The following is a 22,786-nucleotide window of genomic DNA, read 5'->3' as shown; positions in this document are numbered from 1 at the left end:
GCGCCCTGTCGATGACGGTCGCCAAGGAGTGGCAGCCGGGCAACGACGAGGGCGGCAAGTCCGACGAGCGCGGCAAGTCGGACGACGAGGGCTGGAAGAAGGACAAGCCCAGCGGCGGCATGCACACCGGTGGTGGCGCGATGGCGATGACCGGCAGTGGTCTCGCGGCCGGTTCGCTGCTGCTGCTCGGTGGCGTCGGCGTCGGCGCCTACAAGCTGCGTCGCCGCCAGGCGACGGGCGGTGCGATGGCCTGACCCGACCGCACTGCCGGCCGGTAGCTCCACTGTCGCGGCCGTCGTCCCTCAGGGCGGCGGCCGCGGCGCCTTCGTTTCCCGCTCCCCCCGCGCCTCGCCTCCTCCCCCATCACCCTTGTCCCGCGCAGACGAAAGGCTCGTTCCATGGCCGCCCCGCAGTCGCCCGGTTCACCCTCCTCCCGGACTGCCTCCGACACCACCACCCTCGGCCGCGCCCTGCTCTGGCCCGCCGCGGCGGCCGGTCTCGGCATGCTGCTCATCTACAACTCGGTCGGCTCCGCGGCCGACGACAAACCGCCCGCCCCACCCGCGGCCGCCGCGCCCGCCGCCCCCGCGCCCGCGTCGGCCTCCGCCGCCCCGAAGACGGCCGCCCCAGGACCGTCCCTGCCCCGCTCAGTACCGACGCGGCTGCGGATCCCGGCCATCGCGGTGGACGCCCCGTTCACCCCCCTGTCGATCGGCTCCTCCGGCCGGCTCGACGCGCCTCCCCCGAACGACAAGAACCTGGCCGGCTGGTTCAAGGACGGCGTGACGCCGGGCGAGCGCGGGGCCGCGATCGTGGCGGGTCACGTGGACACGACGACCGGGCCCGCGATCTTCCTGCAGCTGCGGTTCCTGCAGGCCGGCTCCACGGTCGACATCACGCGCGCGGACGGCACGGTGGCCACGTTCAAGGTCGACACCGTCGAGACGTTCAGCAAGGCGAAGTTCCCCGACAAGCGGGTGTACGCCGACACCCCGGACGCCCAGCTGCGCCTGATCACCTGCGGCGGCAACTACAACAGGACCGTCAAGGACTACGAGGACAACGTGGTCGTGTTCGCCCACCTCGACTCGTCCAAGAAGGGCTGACCGCCGTGCTCGCGCGCCCCGCGCGGAAAACCCCGCGCGGGGCGCCCGGGGTCCCTGCTAGCGTCCCCCGCATGAAGCGTGCCGCTGTGACGACGACGCCGGAGAGTGTCCCGGCGCGCTGACTGCTGACCAGTCCGAAGCCCCGGGGCGAGTGCCCCGGGGCTTCTGCTTGCGGTGACTCGCCCCTCCGTACGCGAGGAGACCGCCATGCACGACCACCGCAGGCTCGGCCGCGAGCTGGAGCTGTTCGACACCGACCCGCTGATCGGCGCGGGACTCCCGTACTGGCTGCCCGACGGCGCGGCGCTGCGGCACACCCTGGAGGAGTACATCCGCGCCGAGGAACGGCTGGCGGGCTACCGGCACGTGTACTCGCCGGTGCTCGGCAAGCGGGAGCTGTACGAGATCTCGGGGCACTGGTCGCACTACAGCGACGACATGTTCCCGCCGATGGACCTGGGCGGCGAGCAGGTGGTGCTGCGGCCGAGCCTGTGCCCGCACCACGCGGTGATCTACCGCTCCCGCTCGCACAGTTACCGGGAACTTCCGCTGCGGATGGCCGAGCTGGGCGGCATGTACCGTTCCGAGCTCTCCGGAGTGCTGGGCGGGCTGACCCGGGTGCGGTCCATCCAGCTGAACGACGCGCACATCTTCTGCACCCTGGACCAGGTCGCGGAGGAGGCACGGTCCGCGCTCGGCATGATCCGCCGGGCGTACGAGGCGCTCTCCATCCGGCCGGCCCGCTTCCGGCTCTCGCTGCCGGGGCCGGGCGGGAAGTACGTCGCCGCGCCCGAGATGTGGCGGCGCTCCACCGCCCTGCTGACCGAGGTCCTCGACTCGTCCGGACTGCCCTACGAGTCGGCCGAGGGCGAGGCCGCGTTCTACGGGCCCAAGATCGACGTCCAGGTCGCCGATCCGGCGGGCCGCGAGTCGACCCTGTCCACCGTCCAGATCGACTTCCACCAGCCGGAGCGGTTCGATCTGCACTACATCGGGGCCGACGGGGCGAAACACCGGCCGGTCATGGTGCACCGCAGCATCATCGGCAGTGTCGAACGGGCCGTCGCCCACCTCATCGAGCAGCACGGCGGCGCGTTCCCCGGCTGGCTCTCCCCCACCCAGATCGTGATCCTGCCGGTCTCCGACGCCGAGCTCCCGAACGCCGAGGCGCTCGCCGCCCGTTGCACCGCGCTCGGGCTGCGCGCCGAGGTCAGCGGCCGGGAGCGCGGCAGCCTGGGCGCCCGCGTCCGGGAGGCCCGCCTCGTCCCGTACCAGGCGGTCATCGGCGCGGCGGAGGCCGCGGACGACCGCGTCGCGCTGCGCCTGCGCGACGGGCGGCGGCTCGGCCCCGGGCCGGCCGGGGAGGCGCTCGCCCGGATCGGCGCGCTGGTCGCGGCGCACAGCACCGCGCTGTGGGACGAGGAGCCGGGCCCTATGGGGTGACCGGGGCCGGTTCCCCGGCGGCGCGCCGGTCGGAGCCGAGCGCACCGGCCAGCGTAGCGGCGACGATCAGGAAGGCGAGGACGACGGTCATGGCGAGCCGGAGTCCGATGTGATCGGCGAGGAAACCGAGTCCGGGCGGGCCGACGAGGAAGGCGAGATAGCCCGCGGTGGACACGGCGCCGACCCGTGCCGCCGCGTCGTGCGGGTGGTCGCCCGCCACGGACACGGTGACCGGAAACCCGAGCGAGGCGCCCAGCCCCCACAGCACCGTGGCGGCGCCCGCCATCGCCGGGCTCGGCGAGACGATCACCACCGCCAGGCCCAGCGCGGCGACGACCGCGCTGATCCGGACGGTCTGTGCCCGGCCGAAGCGCTCCAGGAGGGGGCCGCCCGCGAAGCGGCCGAGGGTCATCGAGGAGGCGAAGACCAGGAAGGTCAGGGAGCCGGCGGTGGCGCTCACCTCGTAGCCGTCCACCATCAGCAGCGGCAGCCAGTCGTTCGCGGCGCCCTCCGCGAAGGCCATGGCCAGCACGATCACCCCGATCAGGACGAGGCGCCGGTCCCGCCACACCGCCAGCTGGCCGCGCAGCCCGCCCGGTCCCGCGGTCTCGGCCGCCTCCTCCTTGCCCGTGCCGGGCGGGATCGCGAGGACGGCCCGGACCGCGGCGGCCGCTATCAGCACCGCGACGACGGTGAGGTGCCAGCCGACGGGGAACGCGGCCGCGGTCAGCCCCATGCCGAGCAGCGCCCCGACCACGGTGCCGAGGCTGAAGCAGCCGTGCAGCACGGGCAGTACGGCCCGGCCGATGACGCCCTCGACGGCCGCGCCCTCGATGTTGAACGCGACCTCGGCCAGCCCCATCCCGCCGCCGAACAGGGCGAGCCCGCCGAAGACCCCGGCCGCCAGCGACAGACCCGTGCCCGCCGCGACGACCAGGAGCCCGGTGACGATCAGCGACGCCCCGACACTGATCGCCGCCCGGCCGCCGTACCGGCGTACCAGCGGGCCGGAGGAGGTGACACCGGCCATCGAGCCGACGGACAGCCCGAACAGCACCAGGCCCATCGAGCCGGTGGAGACATCGAGCCCGTCCCGGACGGCCGGGGTGCGGGCCACCCAGGACGCCATTCCGACACCCGCGGCGAGCATGAAGAGGAACAGGGCGGTACGCCAGCGGCGCGTAGCGGCATCCATGGCAGTGGGGCCTCAGCAGACGGATCGAGGAAGCAGAAAAGGGCGACAGCAGGAGCGTACGATCGTACGCCTTGAGTGTACGATCGTACGCATGAAGGATCACTTCGCGGGAGACCCCCGTACCAACCATGAGCGGATGCTGGCCGGAGACCTCTACATCTCCGATGATCCGGACATCGCGAAGGCCCAGCAGCGAGCCGTGCGCCTCGCCGCCCGGTACCTCGCGGCGTACACGGAGGACGCCGACGCCGCGCAGCCCGTCCTCGCCGAACTCCTCGGCGGTGTCGGCGCGGGTGCGCACATCCGGCCGCCGCTGTACGTCGACTACGGCACGTACATCACGGTCGGCGAGGACACGTTCATCAACTACAACCTCACCGCCCTGGACGTGGCCCCGATCACCATCGGCCGGGACTGCCAGATCGGGCCGAACGTACAGTTGCTCACCCCGACCCACCCGGTGGAGCCCGAGCCGCGCCGCGACAAGCTGGAAGCGGCCAAGCCGATCACGATCGGGGACAATGTCTGGCTCGGCGGCGGAGCGATCGTGCTCGCCGGGGTGACCATCGGGGACAACAGCGTCATCGGCGCCGGAGCCGTCGTGACGAAGGACGTCCCGGCCAACGTGGTCGCCGTGGGCAACCCGGCCCGGGTGATCCGTTCGATCTAGCCCAGAAATCCAGCCCAGCAGAGGAAGCACCGTGGCGACCGGCAGGAACGACCCCGAGCGGCGGGAGCGCATCATCACCGCCGCGCTCGACCTGATCGCGGAAGAGGGGGTCGCCGGGACGTCGCACCGCAAGGTCGCCGCCCGTGCCGGGGTGCCGCTCGGGTCGATGACGTACCACTTCGGCGGCATGGACGAGCTGCTGCGGGAGGCGTTCATCCGCTTCTCCAGCAGCATCATCGCCGTGTTCGAGGAGCGGCTCGGCGCCGCGGAGACGCCCGACGAGGCCCGGGAGGCGGTGGCCGGTCTCGTTCACCACTTGTCGAGCGGGAATCAGCGCGAACTGGTCCTCACCCACGAGCTCTACACGCTCGCGGCCCGGAAACCCGCCTACCGCGAACTGACCAGGGAGTGGATGCGCAGGAGCCGGCGCGCGCTGGAGTGGCACTTCGATCCGGCGACGGCCCGGCAGCTGGACGCGCTGATCGAGGGCCTGTCCATCCACCGCGCCCTGGAGACCGAACCGCACGACCGCGCCCTGACCGTCGAGGCCATCGCCCGCATCACGCGGGGCACGGGCGGGAGTTCCTGACCCCGCACCCCCAGATCCCCTGGCCGGCACCCCACCTGACCAAGGTGCCGGCCAGGTCCGCGTCCGGAACCCGGATCACGGCCGCCCCGATCCACGCCGACCAACATCAACTCCTAAAGTCAACCGCACCCGGAACTGATCCCAGAACGGGTCAATTGCCTTTCTGCCGCCGTTAATTGTTGCGCACAGGCGGTTCGGCTGAGGCTCTTGATGCACACCTCTTGACGTTTCCCAGGTGACAGCGGAAGCATCAACTCCCGTCGGAGAGCGCTCTCACGGGCTCTCCGGGAAGCTCGTCGTGTCACCCGTACCACGACTCAGGAGACGTACGTCTATGCATGCTCCCCCCACGGAGACGCCCATCGCTCCCCCCACCGCACCCCGCCGCAGGCGACGTACCCGCACGTTCGGGTTCGCCGCGTTCGCCGTCTCGCTCCTCATGGCCGTCCCCACCGCGCAGAACGCCTTCGGGGCGGACGCGAAGGCCATCGAGGGCGGCGGCGACCTCGGTCCCAACGTGATGGTGTTCGACCCGTCGACGCCTGACATCCAGGCCAAGGTCGACGAGGTGTTCAAGAAGCAGGAGTCGGCGCAGTTCGGTGACGGCCGCTACGCGCTGATGTTCAAGCCGGGCACGTACAACAACCTCAACGCGCAGATCGGTTTCTACACCTCGATCGCGGGTCTCGGGCTGAACCCCGACGACACCACCTTCAACGGTGACGTGACCGTGGACGCGGGCTGGTTCAACGGCAACGCCACCCAGAACTTCTGGCGTTCGGCGGAGAACCTGGCGCTCAACCCGGTCAGCGGCACCGACCGCTGGGCCGTCTCGCAGGCCGCCCCGTTCCGCCGGATGCACGTCAAGGGCGGGCTGAACCTGGCACCCGACGGCTACGGCTGGGCCAGTGGCGGGTACATCGCCGACAGCAAGATCGACGGCCAGGTCGGCCCGTACTCGCAGCAGCAGTGGTACACCCGCGACAGCTCGATCGGCGGCTGGGGCAACGGCGTCTGGAACATGACGTTCTCCGGTGTCGAGGGCGCCCCCGCCCAGAGCTTCCCGGAGCCGCCGTACACCACGCTGGAGAACACCCCGGTCTCCCGCGAGAAGCCGTTCCTGTACCTGGACGGCGACGACTACAAGGTGTTCGTCCCCGAGAAGCGCACCAACGCGCGCGGTGTCTCGTGGGCGAACGGCGCGCCCAAGGGCGAGTCGATACCGCTGGACCAGTTCTACGTGGTGAAGCCCGGCGCGACCGCCGAGACGATCAACGCGGCCGTCGAGCAGGGTCTGCACCTGCTGTTCACGCCCGGTGTCTACCACGTCGACCAGACCATCAACATCGACCGCGCCAACACCGTGGCGCTCGGTCTGGGTATGGCCACGATCGTCCCGGACAACGGGGTCACCGCCATCAAGGTCGGTGACGTGGACGGGGTGAAGCTCGCCGGTCTGCTCATCGACGCCGGTACCACCAACTCGAAGTCGCTGATCGAGGTCGGTACCGAGGGTTCGACCACGAGCCACGCGGACAACCCGACGTCCCTCCAGGACGTGTTCGCCCGGGTCGGCGGCGCGGGGGCGGGCAAGGCCACCACCGCCATGGTGATCAACAGCAACGACACGATCATCGACCACACCTGGCTGTGGCGCGCCGACCACGGCGAGGGCGTCGGCTGGGAGACCAACCGCTCCGACTACGGCCTCCAGGTCAACGGTGACAACGTGCTGGCCACCGGACTGTTCGTCGAGCACTTCAACAAGTACGACGTGCGCTGGTCCGGTGAGAACGGCAAGACGATCTTCTTCCAGAACGAGAAGTCGTACGACGCCCCCAACCAGGCGGCCGTCCAGAACGGTGACACCAAGGGATTCGCGGCCTACAAGGTCGACGACTCCGTCACCACCCACGAAGGGTGGGGCCTGGGCAGCTACTGCTACTACAACGTGGACCCGACGATCATCCAGGGCCACGGCTTCGAGGCCCCGGTGAAGCCCGGGGTCAAGTTCCACGACCTGCTCGTCGTCTCGCTCGGCGGCCAGGGCCAGTACGACCACGTCATCAACGACACGGGTTCGCCCACGTCGGGCACGGACACCGTCCCGTCGCAGGTGGTGTCCTTCCCGTAGGAAGGCACCCGACACAGCCCTGACAGCGGTGTGCCCCGTCGTGTGTATCGGCGGGGCACACCGCTGTCGGGCGTCCGGGCTGCTGGGGGTGCCGGGGCGGGCGGGGCTGTCGGGGCGGGCGGGGCTGTCGGGCGGTCAGGGCAGGAGTTCGACGTATCCGTCGGCTCCGTGCACACGGATCCGCTGGCCGTCCCTGATCAGCCGGGTGGCCCCCGACACGCCTACGACGGCGGGCAGACCGTACTCCCGGGCGATCACCGCGCCGTGCGTCATCAGTCCGCCGACCTCCGTCACCAGGCCCGCGATGCCGACGAACAGCGTCGACCAGCTGGGGTCCGTGAAGGCCGTGACCAGGATGTCGCCCGCTTCGAGATCGGCCCGCGCCATGTCGAGGACGACGCGGGCCCGGCCCTCGACGGTCCCGGCGGACACCGGCAGACCCGCCAGGGCACCGTCCGGCACGTCGTCGCGCCGGTACGCCCCGCTGACCGCCTCGCCGTCCGACGTGAGCACCCGGGGCGGGGTGAGCGCCAGATACGAGCGGTACGCGTCCTCGCGCTCCCCGATGAGCCGGTGATCGGCCTCGTCGGAGCGCACGACGTCGCGGAGTTCCTGGAACGTGAGGTAGAAGACGTCCTCCCTCTCGGCGAGCACACCGGCCCGCACGAGGCGCTCGGCCTCCGCCATCAGGGCCTGCTTGTAGACGAAATAGCGGCTGACGATGTCGTACTTCGGGTACTCCCGGTACCCGATGAAGGCCCTGACCCGGTCGATCATCCGCTTGGTCTCGTCGGCCTTCCGGTCCCCGTCGGGCAGGGCCCGCAGCCGGGTCAGCACGTCCCGCTCCTTGTGCAGCGCCTTCTGCCGCCCCTGCTCGAAGCGCTGTTCGGCGGCGCCCGGCGCGAAGTTCCGGACGTTGTCGAGGATCGCCGGTGCGAGGGTGGTGGGGCACTCGCTCCACCTCGGCCGCGTGATGTCGATCTCGCCGGCGCAGCGCATCCCGTACCGGCCGAGGTAACCCTCGATGGCCTCGCGCGCCTCGGGGCCACCGGGGACCTTCGCGAGCTCGTCCAGGAAGACCGCGTCGTCGACGGACTCCGCGTCCCGCAGGAACGCCACGACCTCCGGCCGGGGGCGGACCACGTCCGCGACGTCGAGCAGCGCCAGACCCATCTCCGAGGTGATGTTGCCGGGAGCGGACAGGGTCAGGGTGTCCGCCGCGTTCTTCTCGCCCAGCCACTCCAGCAGCTGGTCGTTGAGCCACCAGGTGGCCTCCATCCCCGCCATGATCGCCCGGAAGTTCAACCGGTCCCCAAGGACTCGTCGGTGCTCCTCGAAGGCCTCCAGCAGGAAGTCGAACAGAGCCGGTCCGCTCTTCGTCCGGATGTCGCGCTCCAGGGCGGCGATGGATTCCCGGCTGCGCTCGATCAGCTCGGGAACGATGTCCGGCTCCGGGCCGTCCGGGACGGCGTCCCCGCGCGCCGACGGGCCGGCGGGGGCGGCGGGGCCGGCGTCCGGGGTCGGCGGGAGCAGGCCGTCGCGGGCGAGGAGGGTCTCCAGCGCGTCCCTGACCAGCGGGTCGCCCTTTCCCATGACGTCCAGCAGGGCGGCGCGGCTCGCGGGTGCGGCGAGGCGCTGGGTGACGTCGACGAACAGCCTCCCGCCCGCCTCGTACATCGCCACCATGGCCGTCAGCTGCCACATGGAGTACCCGAGGGGCTTCATCGGGTCGGTCATCATCTGCTGATGGCCGACGGAGACGTAGACGTGGTCCTCCTGGTCACCGGCCTCGGGGATGGGGAACAGCGTCGTGATCGGCCGGCTCTGGACGATCTGGAAGCCGTCGTCGGCCAGGCACCATTCGATGTCCTGCGGGCGGCCGAAGTGCGCTTCGATCCGGCGTCCGAGGTCCACGAGCCGCACGGCCTGCTCGTCCGTCAGCGCGGGCCGCTCCTGCTGCCGGGGGTCGATCTCCACTTCTCGCGTACCGCCACCGGGCAGGGCGTGGACGGCGCGGTGTTTGGCGGCGATCGTCCTGGCGACGACCTCGCCGTGCCGGACCGTGAAGACGTCCGGGTTCACCAGGCCGGAGACCAGGGCCTCACCGAGGCCGAAGCCGGCGTCCACGGTGGCCGTCTTCCGGTTGCCGGTGACCGGGTCGGCCGTGAACAGGATGCCGGACGCCTCCGGGAGGACCATCCGCTGCACGACCACGGCCATCTGGACCGTGCGGTGGTCGATGCCGTTGCGCCGGCGGTAGATGACGGCCCGCTCGGTGAACAGCGAGGCCCAGCACCGGCTGACGTGCCGGATGACCTCCGCCGCGCCCACGACGTTCAGATACGTGTCCTGCTGGCCGGCGAACGAGGCCGTCGGGAGGTCCTCCGCCGTGGCGCTGGACCGGACGGCACAGGCGGCCCCCGCGCCGAGCCTGCCGAGCGCGCGGGTGATCTCCGCGGCGAGAGCGTCCGGGACGGGGGTCTCCTCGATGGTGCGGCGGATCTCCGCGCTGAGGGTGCGGACCGCCTCCCGGTCGTCCGGGTCCAGCCGCGACAGCTGGTCGAGCCGGGCGTCGACCGACGGTGCCGCCGTGATGATGCGCCGGAAGGCGTCCGTCGTCACGCAGAAACCGTCCGGCACCCGGATGCCCTCGATCCGCGACAGCGCGCCCAGATGGGCGCCCTTGCCGCCGACGGCCTCGGCCCGCGTCTCATCGACGTCTTGAAGATCCAGCACACAACTATCGGTCATCGCCACCATTCCTGCCTGTATTTCCCTCCGACGAGCCGGGCGCCGCGCACTCCTGCGACCGCGCTGCCGGTCCCACCCATGATTCGACGTCACCGTGTCCCGCCCACGTCGGCAGCAACACACGCACGCCCGCCGATTTCCGCAGGTTGCGGCAACGAGGGACGATTCTGCGCCCTGGACCGGGCCTTGCCGCAAGCCCCCCTGTGCGCTATAAGTTGAGAGTGGCAAGGAGAGTCTCTTCTCCTTGCCTTTGTCGTTTCGCGCCGCCGCCCGGTGGCGGACTCGGTACGTCCGCCCGGTGGCGGACTTGGTACGCGCTTTACACACCACCCGCAACCGCGCCGGTCCACTTCCATGTCTCTATAAATGTTGAATCCTTGAAGTAGTGACGCGAGCGGAGCAGGACATGCGGCGGGGCAAGGGCGTTATAGGGATCGCGTTGCTGGTGAGCGCGGTACTGGCGGGGACGAGCGCTTGCGGTGGCAAGGGATCGGCCTCGGCCGACTCCCAGAACGGGAAGGGCGGCTCCTCCGGCGGGGCGTCCGCGAGCGCGCACCCGTCGCCGTCGCACACGCATCCCTCGGGTCCGCCGATGCTCCTGGAGACGATCGCACCGCTGGACAAGGCGACGGTCGGTGTCGCTATGCCGGTCTCGGTGGTCTTCACCAACCCGGTGGTGAAATCGGCCCGTTCGAACATCGAGAAGCACCTCAAGATCTCCGCGTCCGTCCCCACGACCGGTGCCTGGCACTGGATGGGCGACAAGCGGGTCGACTGGCGTCCGAAGGACTACTGGAAGTCCGGCACCAAGGTGCGCATCGACGCCGACCTGAAGGACGTCTCCAACGGCAGCGGCCGCTACGGCACGCACGGCTACACCCACTCCTTCACCATCGGCGACGACGTCCGGGCCGACGCCTCCGTCACCGGTCACACCATGAAGGTCACCCGCAACGGCGCCACGGTGCGCACGCTCTCCATCAACGCGGGCAGCGCCCAGTACCCCACCTGGAACGGCACGATGGCGGTGATCGACAAGCAGGAGAAGGTCCACATGACGTCCTGCAGCGTCGGCATCAGCTGCAACAAGGGCGACGCGAACTACTACGACCTGACCCTCCCCTGGGACATCCACCTCACCCAGTCGGGCACCTACGTCCACTTCTCCACCGGTGACACCAACCCGGGCAGCGGCAGCGCCCTCGGCTCGCACGGCTGCGTGCACCTCTCGCTGGCCGATGCGAAGTGGTTCTACGGCCAGGTGAAGCAGGGCGACCCCGTCACGGTCACCGGCTCCCCGCGCGCCAAGGCGTCCGCCGACAACGGCTACGCCTCCTTCAACCTCTCGTGGCCGCAGTGGCTGGACGGAAGCGCGAGCGGCGCGAAGACCACGGCCGCGCTGTAGCGAGACCCGGTCTGTCCGGCTGAACGACCCGCCCGGTGGCTGGGGTTCCTGGACCCCACCCGCCGGGCGGCCGCATGTGTGCCGCGGGAGCGTCTCAGGCGTGCAGAGCCAGCGCGCCCTTCGCCGGGACGGACGCGGTCACGGTGCCGTCGTCACCGACCTCCACGGTGTTGCCGTCGCAGGCGTCCGGGGAGGCCTGCGCCACGTCGCAGTAGGTGCCGGCCGGAAGCGACGTGCTGAACGACTGCTCAAGGGCGTCGTCACCGTTGTTGATGGCCACGAAGCCCTTGTCGCCGCGGCCGAAGGCGATGGCCGACGAGCCGTTGTCCCACCAGTCGGTCAGCTGGGCGCCCTCGGTGGCGTTGTGGAAGCCGACCATTCCGGTGATGGCGGTCCGGGCGTGCGTACAGGTCCAGCCGTCGCCACCGCAGGCCGCCGCGCCACCGTTGGGCGGGCCGGCGTCCTTGTCCGACCACTCGTAGCCGGAGAAGACGTTCGGGGAACCGTAGGGCGAGGCGAGCATGAAGACGTTGGCCAGGGTGTAGGCCGCGCCGTCCTTGTACGTCAGCGTGGAGCCGTTGCGCTCGGTGTCCCAGTTGTCGACGAACGTACGGGCGTTCGCGCTCGGCAGCTTGCCGTCGGCTATGTCCTTCAGGCCGGTGATGCCACCGCCCTGGAAGGCGCTCTTGAGGTGCCCGCCGTAGCGGAACTCGTCGACGTCGCCCACGCCCGTGTACTCGTCGGGCTGCACGGCCTCGCCGCCGCCGTAGATGACCTCGGTGACCCAGAAGCCGGGGTCGGCCATCTTGCCCTTGATGGCGTCGATGTCATCGGCCGCCATGTGCTTGGCGGCGTCGATACGGAAGCCGTCGACGCCCATGCCGCGCAGGTCGGAGAGGTAGCCGGCGATCGTCGTACGGACGGCGTCGCTGCCGGTGTCGAGGTCGGCCAGACCGACCAGTTCGCAGTTCTGGACGTCGTCGCGGTCTCCGTAGTTGCTGATGTCCTTGCGGCAGGCGTGGAAATCCTGGTCCTGGAAGTACCCGGGGTATTCGTACTTCGTGTACGCCGTCCCGCCGGTCCCGGTACCGGAGCCGGACGACATGTGGTTGATGACGGCGTCCGCGACGACCTTCACCCCGGCCGAATGGCAGCTCTCCACCATCGACGCGAAGGCGTCGCGATCACCGAGGCGACCGGCGATCCGGTAACTGACCGGCTGGTACGAGGTCCACCACTGGTCACCCTGGATGTGCTCGGAAGCGGGCGAGACCTCGACGTAGCCGTAACCGGCCGGACCGAGCGAGTCGGTACAGGCACGGGCCACCGCGTCGTACTTCCACTCGAACAGGGTGGCGGTGACGGTCTTTTCGCCCGGTGGGGTCGCCTGGGAGGTCCAGGGGGCGAGGGCGGTGATACCGGCGGCTGCGAGCAGTCCGGCCAGTGTCGCGCGAGCGGCGCGGGAACTCATCTGCGGCTCCTTCGGTCACGGGTACGGGCAGAGCCCGCACCCGGCGTGGGCAGCCACGCGCCTGGCCACCGTGGGGGGAGTTCGGAGCCTGCCGTTCCAGTGATGGACACGTCAAGAGGTGACGCAAGAGTTTCCAGCATGTTTCTGAAATAGCTTGCAGGGACGGTGGATTGAGGCAGCCGGAGGGAGTGGGGGTGGGCCTCCCCGGCGGTCTCCGCATCTTTGGTCATCACTCGGCATCACTGGTCCCGGCGGTTTACCGCGACCACCGTCAGCACGCCTGCCTCCAGTGCCCAGAGAGCGTAGACGGTCCAGGCTCCGCCGGTCCCCCACGGGAAGAGTTCGTTGGAGCGCTGCATCCGCGTGCTCGTCAAACGCTCCCACGCGCTGAAGGGCAGGGTGTGCTGGAGCACCGCTGTCAGGTGGCGGCGGGAACTCAGGACCATCGGCAGGAGGAGCAGCACCACCACACCGCCGACGACGGCGCCCCCGGTGTGCCGGATCAGCGAGCCGATCGCCAGTCCGGTGAGCGCGGCCACCGGCGCGAGCAACGCGGAGGCCACGATGACGCGCAGCGCGTCAGGATGACCGAGGGACACCGAGGCGTCGCGGCCGGAGAGGATCGCCTGGGTCGAGGCGAACGAGGCGGCGGCGACGAGCGCGCCGAAGACAGTGGTGACCGCGGCGAGGACGAGCACCTTGGCGGCCATCACCGAACGCCGGGCGGGGACGGCGGTGAACGTGGTGCGGATCAGTCCGGTGCCGTACTCGCCGGTGACCGACACGGCACCGATCGCGGTCAGGGCCAGGACCAGCACCATGGCGGAGTTAGCGGTGAAGGCGTCGACGAGCGGTATGCCGTTGGCGACGAACGAGGTACGGCTCTGTCCGTCGTACTGGTACCAGTACTTGTAGTGGTCGTACGCCGTACCGGCGTTGAACGCGATGACGGCCAGTGCGGTGACCACGTACAGCCAGGGGGTCGAGCGCAGCGACCACATCTTGAGCCACTCGGCGGCCAGCAGATCGGTGAAGCGGGCACGGGGCTCGTCGCGTGCCAGGCAGCCGGCGGGTGCGGTCGTCACCGTGGTCATCGGGGGGCTCCTGCGAGGTAGTCGACGCGGTGGGCGGTGAGCTCCATGAATGCCTCCTCCAACGAAGCTCCGGACGTGGTGAGTTCGTGCAGCATCACGCGGTGCCGGAAGGCCAGCTCACCTATCCGGGCAGCGGTCAGGCCGGTCACCGTGAGCCGGTCGCCGTCCCGTTCCACCGAGGCGCCCTCGGCGGTGAGCAGCGGGGTGAGGGCGGCTATGTCGGGCGTGCCCACGGTCACGCTCAGCCGGGTGCCCCGGGCGGCGAACGCGGAGAGACTCTCGGCAGCGATGAGTTCGCCGCGTCCGATGACGACGAGCCGGTCGGCGGTGTGCTCCATCTCGGTCATCAGGTGGCTGGAGACGAACACCGTACGGCCCTCTGCGGCCAGCCGCCGGAAGAGCCCGCGCACCCAGAGAACACCTTCCGGGTCGAGGCCGTTGAGCGGTTCGTCGAAGAGCAGCACCGGCGGGTCGCCGAGCAGCGCGGTGGCGATGCCGAGCCGCTGGCGCATCCCGAGCGAGAAGCCGCTTATGCGTCGGCGGGCGGCCCCGGCGAGGCCCACTTCCTGGAGCAGCCCGTCCACCCGGGCTCGCGGGATGGCGTTGCTCCGGGCCAGCATGGCGAGATGGGCGTGGGCGGTACGGCCGCCGTGGACGTCGCCCGCGTCGAGCAGGGCGCCGACGTGGCGCAGGCCGCGTAAGTGGTCGCGGAACGGCCGGCCCCGGAGGGTGGCCGTTCCGGCGGTGGGCTCGACGAGGCCCAGGAGCATGCGCAGGGTGGTGGTCTTGCCGGCCCCGTTCGGTCCGAGGAAGCCGGTGACCTCGCCCGGCCGTACGGTGAAGGTGAGGTCCTTGACGGCGGTTGCCTTGCCGTATCGCTTGGTCAGTCCGTTGACTTCGATCACGGTCCCAACGGTGCCGCCCGCCACCCACGTTCGTCATCGGACCGCCGGTGACACCTGCCGGGGCGGGGTGTCAGCCAGGGGTGTACAACCGTGGTCCGATGCCGGGCCGGGACGACGCTGGTTACGATCGGCGCATGTCGCCCTCACTCTCCGTTCCCATCCTCAAGCGCGTACCGCCGGGCTGGTGGGTGGGCATGGCCTGGTACGCGGGTGTGCTGCTCACGTTCCTCGTGCGGGTGCAACTGCCCGGGGAGCTAGAACCTTCGGTCCGGCCCGGGATGCTGCTCTACCGGTGGGACGGGCTGCTGACCCAGCTGCTCGCCACGGCCCTGGCCGCGGCCGGCTGCCTGGTGATGGAGCGGCGCCCGCTGACGGGCCTGGCGCTGGTGCTGGGTGGCGCCACGACCGCCACGTTCTCGCTGAGCGTGGGAGAGATACCGCTCGCCCAGTTCCTCGCCGCCGATGTGGCGCTGTACTTCATCACCGCTTCCCGGTCGCGCCGGACCGGGCTCGTCGCCCTGCTGATGGCGCTCGGCGTCCTCGTCGGGTTCCTGGCCTTCCGGCTGCTCGCCGGGTGGCACGTCGGTACGTCGGCGGAGCTGGTCGTCGCGCTCACCACAGTCGTCGCCTGGCTGGTGGGCGGCTCGGCGTACGAGACCCGGCGGCACGGCGAGAAGCTGGCCGCGCGGGCCGCCGACCAGGCGGTCATAGCGGAACGGCTGCGCATCGCCCGCGAGATGCACGACATGGTCGCGCACAGCGTCGGCATCATCGCCCTCCAGGCGGGAGCGGCGGCCCGGGTCGTGCACACCCAGCCGGACGCCGCCCGCGAGGCGATGCACGCGGTGGAGACAGCCGGCCGGGAGACGCTGTCGGGGCTGCGCCGGATGCTCGGTGCGCTGCGGCAGGACGTGTCGGCGCCCGAGGAGCCGGGGCGTGAGGCGGCGCCGCTGCACCCCACGGAGGGGCTCGCGGACGTCGACCGGCTGGCGAGGGCCACCACCGCGGCCGGGGTCCGGGTCGATGTCCGGTGGCAGGGCGCGCGGCGGCCGTTGCCCCCGGACATCGACCTGTCGGCGTTCCGCATCATCCAGGAATCGGTGACCAACGTCGTCCGGCACGCGGCCACCGGCTCCTGCCGGGTGTCCGTCGAGTACGGCCGCGAGGAGCTCGCCATCGAGGTCGCGGACGGCGGCCGGGGCCCCGGCAAGGTGACGGACGGCGGGTTCGGGCTGATCGGCATGCGGGAGCGGGTCGCCCTGCTGCAGGGGGAGTTCACCGCCGCCCCGCGTCCGGAGGGCGGCTTCCGGGTGACGGCCCGGCTGCCGGTGCCCGAGGAGTACGCGGCGTGAACGACCAGGACGCGATGACCCCGGCCCCGACACCCACCCCGGCCCCGGCCCCGGCTCCGGTCCCGGCCCCGGCCCCGGTCCTTGTCCCGGCTCCGACCCCGGCTCCGGTCCGGGTGCTGCTCGCCGACGATCAGCCACTGGTCCGGGCCGCCCTGCGCATGGTGATCGCCGACCTCCCGGACATCGAGGTGGCGGGCGAGGCGGGCACCGGCGACGAGGCGGTGCTGCTGACCGAACAGCTGGCCCCGGACGTCGTCGTGATGGACATCCGCATGCCGGGGCTCAACGGCATTGAGGCCACGGAGCGGATCACGGCGGGATCCGGCGGCACGCATGTGCTGGTCCTGACGACGTTCGACGACGACGACTACGTCTATGGGGCGCTGCGCGCCGGGGCGGCGGGGTTCCTGGTCAAGGACATGGCGCTGGACGACATCCTGGCGGCGGTCCGGGTGGTGGCGGCCGGCGATGCCCTGATCGCGCCGAGCGTGACCCGGCGGCTGATCAAGGAGTTCGTGGGCCGTCCCGCCTCCGCGTCGCCGCCGCGGCCGCTCACCGCGATCACCGACCGGGAGCGCGAGGTGCTGGTGCTGGTCGGCAGCGGGCTGTCGAACGCGGAGATCGCGGAGCGGCTGTTCATCAGTGTCGCCACCGCCAAGACCTATCTGACCCGGCTGCTCGCCAAGCTCGACGCGCGGGACCGGGTGCAGTTGGTCATCATCGCGTACGAGGCGGGGCTGGTGTCACCGGGCCGGTGAGGTCGCGGGCCGAGGCTGTGACCGCGACTGCGCCTGCGCCTGCGCCTGCGCCTGCGCCTGCGACCGAGGCTGCGACTGCTTCTGCTTCTGCTTCTGCTTCTGACACCAGTCTCCCGGTCAGAGCCAGCCCTTCTCCTGTGCCAGCCGGACCGCCTCCGCACGGTTGCGCGCCGCCAGCTTCTGGATCGCTGTCGAGAGGTAGTTGCGGACCGTGCCCTGGGACAGGTGCAGCACCGCGGCGATCTCCCCGTTGGTGGAGCCGTCCGCCGCCGTGCGCAGCACCTCGCGCTCCCGCTCGGTCAGCGGGCTGGCCCCGTCCGCGAGGGCGGCGGCCGCGAGGGTCGGGTCGATGACGCGCTCGCCGGCGAGCACCTTGCGTACCGCTTCCGCGAGCTGGGACGCCGGGGCGTCCTTCACCAGGAACGCGTCGGCGCCCGACTCCATCGCGCGGCGGAGGTAGCCGGGGCGGCCGAAGGTGGTGACGACGACGACCTTCACACCGGGGAGTTCGCGGTGCAGCTGGGCCGCCGCCTCGATGCCCGTCATTCCGGGCATCTCGATGTCCAGGAGGGCCACTTCGACCCGGTGTTCGCGGGCCGCGGCCAGTACCTCGTCACCGCGGGCGACCTGCGCGACGACCTCGATGTCGGGTTCCAGGCCGAGGAGCGCGGCCAAGGCTTCGCGCACCATTGACTGGTCCTCGGCGAGGAGGAGTCTGATCATGCTCATTCCGGGAATCCTAGGTGGGATTCGACCGGCACGCTGAGGGTGATGGTGAAGCCCTTCCCCGAACGGGGGTTGGTGACCCGGGTGGCCAGCGTTCCGTCGACGGTGGCGAGGCGCTCCGCTATGCCGGTGAGGCCGTTGCCGGGTGCCGTACCGGAGGCACCGCGACCGTCGTCGGAGACGGTGAGTTCGAGAACCCGCCCGTCCAGGGTCTGGCGTGGAGCGAGGGTCACCTCACAGCTGTGGGCACCGCTGTGGCGTACCACGTTGGTGACGGCCTCCCGCAGGGCCCAGGCAAGCACCTCCTCCGATTTCTCGGGGAGGTCCTCGGGTGGCTCGGCCGGAATGGCGGCGGTGATCCCGGCGGCGGCGAGCGCGGTCCGGGCACCGGCCAGTTCTCCGGGGAGGGTCGGGCGGCGGTAGCCGGTGACCGCGCTGCGCACGTCCACCAGGGCCTGCCGGCTGACCTGTTCGATGTCCGCGACCTGAGCGGCCGCCTGTTCCGGGTGGCCGGGGAGCATCCGCCCGGCCAGCTCGCTCTTGAGGGTGATCAGCGAGAGGGAGTGGCCGAGCAGGTCGTGCAGATCCCTGGCGAGCCGCAGCCGTTCCTCGTTCGCGGCGAGCTGGGCGACGGTGGCGCGGGCCTCGCGCAGCTGGATCGTGGTGCGGATCATCTGCCGGACGCCCGACATCGCGAAGCCGCCGAGAAGGGCGGGGAAGGCCAGGGCCGTGACGATCTCGCGGGAGTTCTCCTGGGTGGCGCCGATGGCCACCAGCACGGCGGTGACGGCGGGGATCAGCCAACGCGCCGCCCGCAGCGGCAGGGTGGCGCCGACGGAGACGGAGACGTACACGAACAGGACCAGCCAGGGCACCCCGAGCGTCAGGGACAGCAGGACCGCGAGGGCCCAGAGGAAGGCGAGAGCCGCACGGACCCGGAACGGGTCGAGCGCCTTCGAGGTGTGGCGGAAGACGAGGACCAGATAGGCGCCGACGAAGACCACCAGCCCGAGGGCACCGAGCCCGGTCGCCCACGAGGTGTGCTCGCCGTCCACCAGGTCCTTGACCGGAGCGCTCATGAACGCGAGCCAGATCCCGATCCAGAGGAACTTGGTCCCGGCCTGCCTCGCGTTCGTGGGCGGGCGCCCCATGCCCACGGACATCTCGTCGTCCTCGTTCACGCCTTCAGGGTGTCCTTCCGGTAGAGCCAGGCCGCTCCGCCCGCGAAGAGCAGGAAGTAGACGCAGAGGATGGCGATGTCCTTGGCATGCGGCGCGCCGCCCATCTCGACGGACTGGCCGAGTGCAGCGTACGCGTGCGTGGGCAGCCACTCGGAGATGTTCTGGACCCAGTGCGGGAAGGTCGAGGAAGGCATCCACAGGCCGCCGAGGATCGACAGCACAAAGTAGATGATCATGGTGATCGGGCGGACCGCGTCACCGCTGGCGATGTAGCCGATGGCCACTCCGAGAGCGGCGAAGACGAGCGAACCGGCCCAGATGAGCCCGGTCAGGGCCAGCCACTGCCAGAGGTCGAACCGTACGTGCTTGGCGGAGGCGGCGACCAGGAAGACGACCACGATGCAGGGCAGGGTGACCATCGCGGCGCTGGCGATCTTGGCCAGGACGTACCCCCGGCTGGGCAGCGCGGTCAGTCGGAGCTGACGGACCCAGCCCTTCTCGCGCTCCTTGGCGATGCGCTCGCTGTTGCCCATCAGCACGGCGGTCAGCGCGCCGAAGGAGGCCATCGAGACCATGAAGAAGGACTGCAGGGTCAGATCGGTGTGCGGCACCTTGTCGGTGGTGTTCTGGGTGCTGGAGATCAGCACGTAGAGCACCGACGGGTAGATGATCGAGAAGAACATGAACTTCTTGTTCCGCAGGGTGCGGGTCACTTCGAGCTTGATCAGCGTGTTCATCGGGTCCTGGCCTCCTCGGCCTCTGTGATGGCGACGAAGGCCTGCTCCAGTCCGAGACCCGCGACTTCGAGCTCGCGCGGGTAGAGGCCGAGGCCGTAGACGGCATGCACGGTCGCGTCGGCGTTGTGCGACTGGATACGGACCCGGCGGCCGGTGACGTCGAGTGCGGAGAGGAACGGCAGGGCGCGCAGGGCCTCTTCGTCGACCGGGCCCTCCAGCTCGAAGGAGATCCGGCGGGCACCGGCCCTGGCCTTGATCTCGGCGGCGGTGCCGTCGGCGAGGATCCGGCCCTTGTGCAGGACCAGCACGCGGTCCGCGATGGCGTCGGCCTCTTCGAGGTAGTGGGTGGCGAACAGGACGGTCCGGCCCTGGTCGGCCTGCTCGCGCATGGTGGCCCAGAAGGCGCCCCGGGAGGTGACATCCATCCCGGTGGTCGGCTCGTCGAGCACGATCAGGTCGTTGGCCCCGGCGGTGGCGAGCGCGAACCGTACGCGCTGCTCCTGGCCGCCGGAGAGCTTGTTGACCATGCGGCCGGCGATCGAGGCGATACCGGCCCGCGCCAGCACCTCTGCCACCGGGTAGGGCCTGGGGTGCAGATCGCAGACGAGTCCGACCAGCTCCCCGACCGTGACCTCCTCCATCAGGCCGCCGGACTGGAGCATCGCGCCGACCCGGCCGGCCGCGATGGCCGCCTGCGGGGTCGTGCCGAAGAGCCGGACCGTACCGGAGTCGGCGGTGCGCAGGCCGAGGAGGAGGTCGAGCGCGGAGGACTTGCCCGCGCCGTTCGGCCCGAGGAGCGCCACCGTCTCGCCGGGGTGCAGGTCGAGCGTGAGCCCGTCCACGGCACGTACGTCGCCGTACGCCTTGCTGACCTGGTCGAAGCTGACCACGGCGGTCTTCGCCTCGGTGGCTTCGGGAGCTTTCGTTGTCATGGGTCCAGCCTGGCCGAGCGGGGTACGCGCGCGGCAGGGTCACGGGTCGTGAATCCGGGATGACAGATGTCATGCCGTCCGTGTGACGGGGCCCGCGCGGTGCCGGGCGCCGTGCGGGCAGACGGCGCCGCCCCCGGCCGGGGTCCGGTCGGGGGCGGCGCCTGTGATGTGGTGCGGGCCCGGGTCAGCCGTTGCCGTTCAGGTCGATCGTGACGGTGCGCTCGGCGAGGGTCTTGCCGACCAGCGCGCCCTTCATGGCGAGGGCCACGTCGTCCGCGCTGAGCTGATGCTTCGAACCGTCGCTCTTGGTGATCATGATGCCGTCGAAGACGCCTTCACAGAGGGTGTCGATGGCCTTCTTGTCGTAGTGGTCGACGAGCTTGCCGTCGACCGGAACCATCGAAAGGATCTTCGGCAGCGACCTGTCCGGGCCGAACTGGATCACCTTGGGACCGGCCTTGATGGTGATCAGGCCGGACATCGCGGGCTCCGCGAACTCCTTCATGGCCCGGTCCAGCTCGGCCTGGCTGATGGTGGGCTGGCGGGTGGTGACGGGCAGCTCGACGGTGGCGGAGCGGCCCGTCTCGACCTGGGCGCGGTAGGCGTCGCGGACCGAGCCCATCGACTGGTTGGCGTCGAGCGCCTTGCCCGCCTTGCCGGGTACGGGGACGGCCTTGCCCGGAACGAACTTGATCGTGCCGTTGCTGGCCGAACCGGAGGCACCGGCCAGGTCGGTCAGCGCGACGCCCAGCTTCTCCTGGTCGACCGGGATCACCGGGTCGATGTCACGCTTGCCGCCGAAGAGCGAGCCGATGACCGAGACCGGGTTGTAGTCGCTGCCCGCCGCGGCGCGCACGGTCGCCTGGCTGTCCAGGGAGAGCCCGGCCTTGTCCGGTGCGAGCTGCGCCTTCTTGCCGTCCACGCTCAGCTGGAGCGGGGCCTTGGCCCGTTCGCCGAGGGCGGCGTCCAGCTTCTCGACACCGTCCTCCTTGGTGCCGCCGCCGATGTCGACGCCGAGGACGGTGGTGCCCTTGGGGACGTCGGAGTGGTTCATCAGCAGCCCGGCGCCGTACGCGACACCGAGCAGGCAGACGGCGGCCACGCAGAGCAGGACCAGCTTCGAACGGCCCTTCTTCGCCCGGGCCTTCGCCGCGGCGGGCTCCGGAGCGGTACGGGCGGCGGGCTCGGGCGCCTGCGCGGCGAACCCTCCCGGCCCGGCCGGTCCGGTGCCCATCGGGTTGTCCGGGATCCGCGGGGTGAGATCGGGGCCCTGGAACGGCGACTGCGGCCCCGCCGTACGGCGCTCCGCCGGGACGACGGGGATGCCGCTGGTCAGCGTGTCACCCGAGACGTTGTCACCCGAACCGGCACCGGGACCGGCGGCCGGGAACTGCGGGGTGAGCACCGCGGTGTCGTCGGACATCCGCGGCGGAACACCACCGGCACCACCGGGACCACCCGCACCACCGGGTGCCTGCGGTCCGGCAGGTCCGGCAGGTCCGGCAGGTCCGGCAGATCCAGCAGGTCCGGTCGGTCCGGAGGCCGGCGGCGCGAAGGCCCCGGCGAAGGGGCCGGGTCCGTCGAGGTTCGGGGTGAGCGGGGAGGTGCCGCCGGCCGGTCCCGTGGTGGGCCCGGACGGGCCCGGCGTACGGATCCCGAGGTTCGGCGTGGAGCGCGGCCCGCCGGGGCCGTCCGCCCCGAACTCGCCGGAACCGGGTGCGCCCGGCTCGCCCGCGCGCTGCGGGCCGTCCGAGAAGTACGGCAGATCGGCGCGCGGGGTACCGGCGGGCGGGGTGCCCCGGTCGCCGCCCGGACCGTCCGCCCGGTCCCCGGAACCGTTCGCGGAGAAGCCCGCGCCATTCGTACCGCCACCGGAACCGTTCGCGGAGAAACCCGCGCCGTTCGTGCCGCCACCGGAACCCGACGCGGAGAAACCCGCGCCGTTCGTGCCGCTGCCGGGGGACGGCTTGCCCGGCGAGCCGTTCGCGGACGTGTCCGCCGGGGCGGCCGTCGGGGGCTTGCGCGGTGCGAACCAGTCGCTGCCGCTCTTCTCCCGGGCCGGCTTCTCCGCGGCGGGCTCCGCCGGGGCGGATCCGTCACCGGGCTCGGACCCGGCTGCCGCGGGGGTGCCCTGCGCGCCGTTGGACGCGGCCTGGGCCGGGCGCGGGATGCTGCCGGTGCGCTCGTTGCCGGGGCCGCCGTCCGCGTCGCTCATCGGCGTACGCATGACAACCGGCGGGATCGGACGCGAGCCGGGGATGTTGATCCGGATACGCGTCGTCAGCGTCGTCTCCGTCCTCGGCTCTTCCGGCTGGGACGGGTCCGCAGGCTCCGGGG

General features: G+C 71.1%; 18 protein-coding genes and 1 pseudogene. 9 read left to right on the top strand and 10 right to left on the bottom strand.

The window, feature by feature from the left end; genetic code table 11:
• From ACFVQ0_RS12045 to thrS, 3 genes and pseudogenes are all read left to right on the top strand, one after another.
• Positions 1-254 (top strand): annotated as a pseudogene (locus tag ACFVQ0_RS12045) (hypothetical protein); the annotation flags it as partial.
• A 144-nt stretch (positions 255-398) separates the two neighbouring features.
• Complete coding sequence (locus ACFVQ0_RS12040) at positions 399-1,106, top strand: class F sortase (protein ID WP_390086997.1); 708 nt, start codon at positions 399-401, stop codon at positions 1,104-1,106.
• 174 nt (positions 1,107-1,280) lie between these two features.
• Positions 1,281-2,549, top strand: coding sequence for a threonine--tRNA ligase (gene thrS / locus ACFVQ0_RS12035; RefSeq protein ID WP_390086996.1), 1,269 nt, complete (start codon positions 1,281-1,283; stop codon positions 2,547-2,549).
• On the opposite strand, the gene ACFVQ0_RS12030 is transcribed toward thrS, so the two are convergent.
• Positions 2,539-3,744, bottom strand: a complete 1,206-nt coding sequence (locus tag ACFVQ0_RS12030) for an MFS transporter (RefSeq protein WP_390086994.1) — start codon at positions 3,742-3,744, stop codon at positions 2,539-2,541. The genes thrS and ACFVQ0_RS12030 overlap by 11 nt on opposite strands.
• A gap of 91 nt (positions 3,745-3,835) precedes the next feature.
• Between ACFVQ0_RS12030 and ACFVQ0_RS12025 the strand changes: the two genes are divergently transcribed.
• The 3 genes from ACFVQ0_RS12025 to ACFVQ0_RS12015 all read left to right on the top strand — a co-directional run bounded on the left by ACFVQ0_RS12025 (position 3,836) and on the right by ACFVQ0_RS12015 (position 7,137).
• Complete coding sequence (locus ACFVQ0_RS12025; RefSeq protein WP_390086992.1) at positions 3,836-4,414, top strand: sugar O-acetyltransferase; 579 nt, start codon at positions 3,836-3,838, stop codon at positions 4,412-4,414.
• Between the two features lie 31 nt (positions 4,415-4,445).
• Complete coding sequence (locus ACFVQ0_RS12020) at positions 4,446-5,003, top strand: TetR/AcrR family transcriptional regulator (protein ID WP_390086990.1); 558 nt, start codon at positions 4,446-4,448, stop codon at positions 5,001-5,003.
• Positions 5,004-5,337: 334 nt separating this feature from the next.
• Entirely contained in the window at positions 5,338-7,137 is a 1,800-nt protein-coding gene (locus ACFVQ0_RS12015; RefSeq protein WP_390086988.1) for a coagulation factor 5/8 type domain-containing protein, read from the top strand.
• 135 nt (positions 7,138-7,272) lie between these two features.
• On the opposite strand, the gene rph is transcribed toward ACFVQ0_RS12015, so the two are convergent.
• Positions 7,273-9,888 (bottom strand): rifamycin-inactivating phosphotransferase, encoded by a 2,616-nt coding sequence (rph, locus tag ACFVQ0_RS12010; RefSeq protein WP_390086986.1) that lies wholly within the window; start codon positions 9,886-9,888, stop codon positions 7,273-7,275.
• Between the two features lie 406 nt (positions 9,889-10,294).
• Here rph and ACFVQ0_RS12005 point away from each other — a divergent pair, with 406 nt between their 5' ends.
• A complete protein-coding gene (locus ACFVQ0_RS12005) occupies positions 10,295-11,293 on the top strand; it encodes an Ig-like domain-containing protein (RefSeq protein WP_390087787.1) in 999 nt (332 codons plus the stop codon).
• A 94-nt stretch (positions 11,294-11,387) separates the two neighbouring features.
• On the opposite strand, the gene ACFVQ0_RS12000 is transcribed toward ACFVQ0_RS12005, so the two are convergent.
• The 3 genes from ACFVQ0_RS12000 to ACFVQ0_RS11990 all read right to left on the bottom strand — a co-directional run bounded on the left by ACFVQ0_RS12000 (position 11,388) and on the right by ACFVQ0_RS11990 (position 14,763).
• A complete protein-coding gene (locus ACFVQ0_RS12000; protein WP_390086984.1) occupies positions 11,388-12,764 on the bottom strand; it encodes an alpha-amylase family protein in 1,377 nt (458 codons plus the stop codon).
• A 239-nt stretch (positions 12,765-13,003) separates the two neighbouring features.
• Positions 13,004-13,858 (bottom strand): ABC transporter permease, encoded by an 855-nt coding sequence (locus tag ACFVQ0_RS11995; RefSeq protein ID WP_390086983.1) that lies wholly within the window; start codon positions 13,856-13,858, stop codon positions 13,004-13,006.
• Positions 13,855-14,763, bottom strand: a complete 909-nt coding sequence (locus tag ACFVQ0_RS11990; RefSeq protein WP_390086981.1) for an ABC transporter ATP-binding protein — start codon at positions 14,761-14,763, stop codon at positions 13,855-13,857. The genes ACFVQ0_RS11995 and ACFVQ0_RS11990 overlap by 4 nt, the downstream gene beginning before the upstream one ends.
• A gap of 134 nt (positions 14,764-14,897) precedes the next feature.
• Between ACFVQ0_RS11990 and ACFVQ0_RS11985 the strand changes: the two genes are divergently transcribed.
• Together ACFVQ0_RS11985 and ACFVQ0_RS11980 are read left to right on the top strand one after the other, a co-directional pair.
• Positions 14,898-16,115: a sensor histidine kinase gene (locus ACFVQ0_RS11985; protein WP_390086979.1), complete on the top strand. Its 1,218-nt coding sequence runs from the start codon at positions 14,898-14,900 to the stop codon at positions 16,113-16,115.
• Positions 16,112-16,873: a response regulator gene (locus ACFVQ0_RS11980; RefSeq protein ID WP_390086977.1), complete on the top strand. Its 762-nt coding sequence runs from the start codon at positions 16,112-16,114 to the stop codon at positions 16,871-16,873. The genes ACFVQ0_RS11985 and ACFVQ0_RS11980 overlap by 4 nt, the downstream gene beginning before the upstream one ends.
• 117 nt (positions 16,874-16,990) lie before the next feature.
• Here ACFVQ0_RS11980 and ACFVQ0_RS11975 read toward each other — a convergent pair whose 3' ends face one another.
• From ACFVQ0_RS11975 to ACFVQ0_RS11955, 5 genes are all read right to left on the bottom strand, one after another.
• Positions 16,991-17,602 carry a response regulator gene (locus tag ACFVQ0_RS11975; protein WP_390086975.1) on the bottom strand — a complete coding sequence of 204 codons (612 nt, stop codon included), beginning with the start codon at positions 17,600-17,602 and terminating at the stop codon, positions 16,991-16,993.
• Positions 17,599-18,762: a sensor histidine kinase gene (locus ACFVQ0_RS11970; RefSeq protein ID WP_390087786.1), complete on the bottom strand. Its 1,164-nt coding sequence runs from the start codon at positions 18,760-18,762 to the stop codon at positions 17,599-17,601. The genes ACFVQ0_RS11975 and ACFVQ0_RS11970 overlap by 4 nt, the downstream gene beginning before the upstream one ends.
• A gap of 14 nt (positions 18,763-18,776) precedes the next feature.
• Entirely contained in the window at positions 18,777-19,517 is a 741-nt protein-coding gene (locus ACFVQ0_RS11965) for an ABC transporter permease (protein ID WP_390086973.1), read from the bottom strand.
• Positions 19,514-20,449 carry an ABC transporter ATP-binding protein gene (locus tag ACFVQ0_RS11960; RefSeq protein WP_390086971.1) on the bottom strand — a complete coding sequence of 312 codons (936 nt, stop codon included), beginning with the start codon at positions 20,447-20,449 and terminating at the stop codon, positions 19,514-19,516. Before ACFVQ0_RS11960 ends, ACFVQ0_RS11965 begins: the two co-directional genes overlap by 4 nt.
• A gap of 184 nt (positions 20,450-20,633) precedes the next feature.
• Positions 20,634-22,664, bottom strand: coding sequence for a hypothetical protein (locus ACFVQ0_RS11955; RefSeq protein WP_390086969.1), 2,031 nt, complete (start codon positions 22,662-22,664; stop codon positions 20,634-20,636).
• Positions 22,665-22,786: the final 122 nt, after the last annotated feature.

The sequence above is a fragment of the Streptomyces sp. NPDC057900 genome (genome assembly GCF_042887885.1).
Lineage (GTDB): Bacteria > Actinomycetota > Actinomycetes > Streptomycetales > Streptomycetaceae > Streptomyces.
The sequence above is the reverse complement of the archived record's forward strand: the minus strand, read 5'-3'. Positions and strand labels throughout refer to the sequence as shown.

Bases quoted from the DNA above. Each gene is read 5' to 3' on its own strand.
- ACFVQ0_RS12040 (WP_390086997.1), top strand. From the start codon at position 399: ATGGCCGCCCCGCAGTCGCCCGGTTCACCCTCCTCCCGGACTGCCTCC.
- ACFVQ0_RS12030 (WP_390086994.1), bottom strand. From the start codon at position 3,744: ATGGATGCCGCTACGCGCCGCTGGCGTACCGCCCTGTTCCTCTTCATG.
- ACFVQ0_RS12025 (WP_390086992.1), top strand. From the start codon at position 3,836: ATGAAGGATCACTTCGCGGGAGACCCCCGTACCAACCATGAGCGGATG.
- ACFVQ0_RS12015 (WP_390086988.1), top strand. From the start codon at position 5,338: ATGCATGCTCCCCCCACGGAGACGCCCATCGCTCCCCCCACCGCACCC.
- rph (WP_390086986.1), bottom strand. From the start codon at position 9,888: ATGACCGATAGTTGTGTGCTGGATCTTCAAGACGTCGATGAGACGCGG.
- ACFVQ0_RS12005 (WP_390087787.1), top strand. From the start codon at position 10,295: ATGCGGCGGGGCAAGGGCGTTATAGGGATCGCGTTGCTGGTGAGCGCG.
- ACFVQ0_RS12000 (WP_390086984.1), bottom strand. From the start codon at position 12,764: ATGAGTTCCCGCGCCGCTCGCGCGACACTGGCCGGACTGCTCGCAGCC.
- ACFVQ0_RS11995 (WP_390086983.1), bottom strand. From the start codon at position 13,858: ATGACCACGGTGACGACCGCACCCGCCGGCTGCCTGGCACGCGACGAG.
- ACFVQ0_RS11985 (WP_390086979.1), top strand. From the start codon at position 14,898: ATGTCGCCCTCACTCTCCGTTCCCATCCTCAAGCGCGTACCGCCGGGC.
- ACFVQ0_RS11975 (WP_390086975.1), bottom strand. From the start codon at position 17,602: ATGAGCATGATCAGACTCCTCCTCGCCGAGGACCAGTCAATGGTGCGC.
- ACFVQ0_RS11970 (WP_390087786.1), bottom strand. From the start codon at position 18,762: ATGTCCGTGGGCATGGGGCGCCCGCCCACGAACGCGAGGCAGGCCGGG.
- ACFVQ0_RS11965 (WP_390086973.1), bottom strand. From the start codon at position 19,517: ATGAACACGCTGATCAAGCTCGAAGTGACCCGCACCCTGCGGAACAAG.
- ACFVQ0_RS11960 (WP_390086971.1), bottom strand. From the start codon at position 20,449: ATGACAACGAAAGCTCCCGAAGCCACCGAGGCGAAGACCGCCGTGGTC.
- ACFVQ0_RS11955 (WP_390086969.1), bottom strand. From the start codon at position 22,664: ATGAGCGACGCGGACGGCGGCCCCGGCAACGAGCGCACCGGCAGCATC.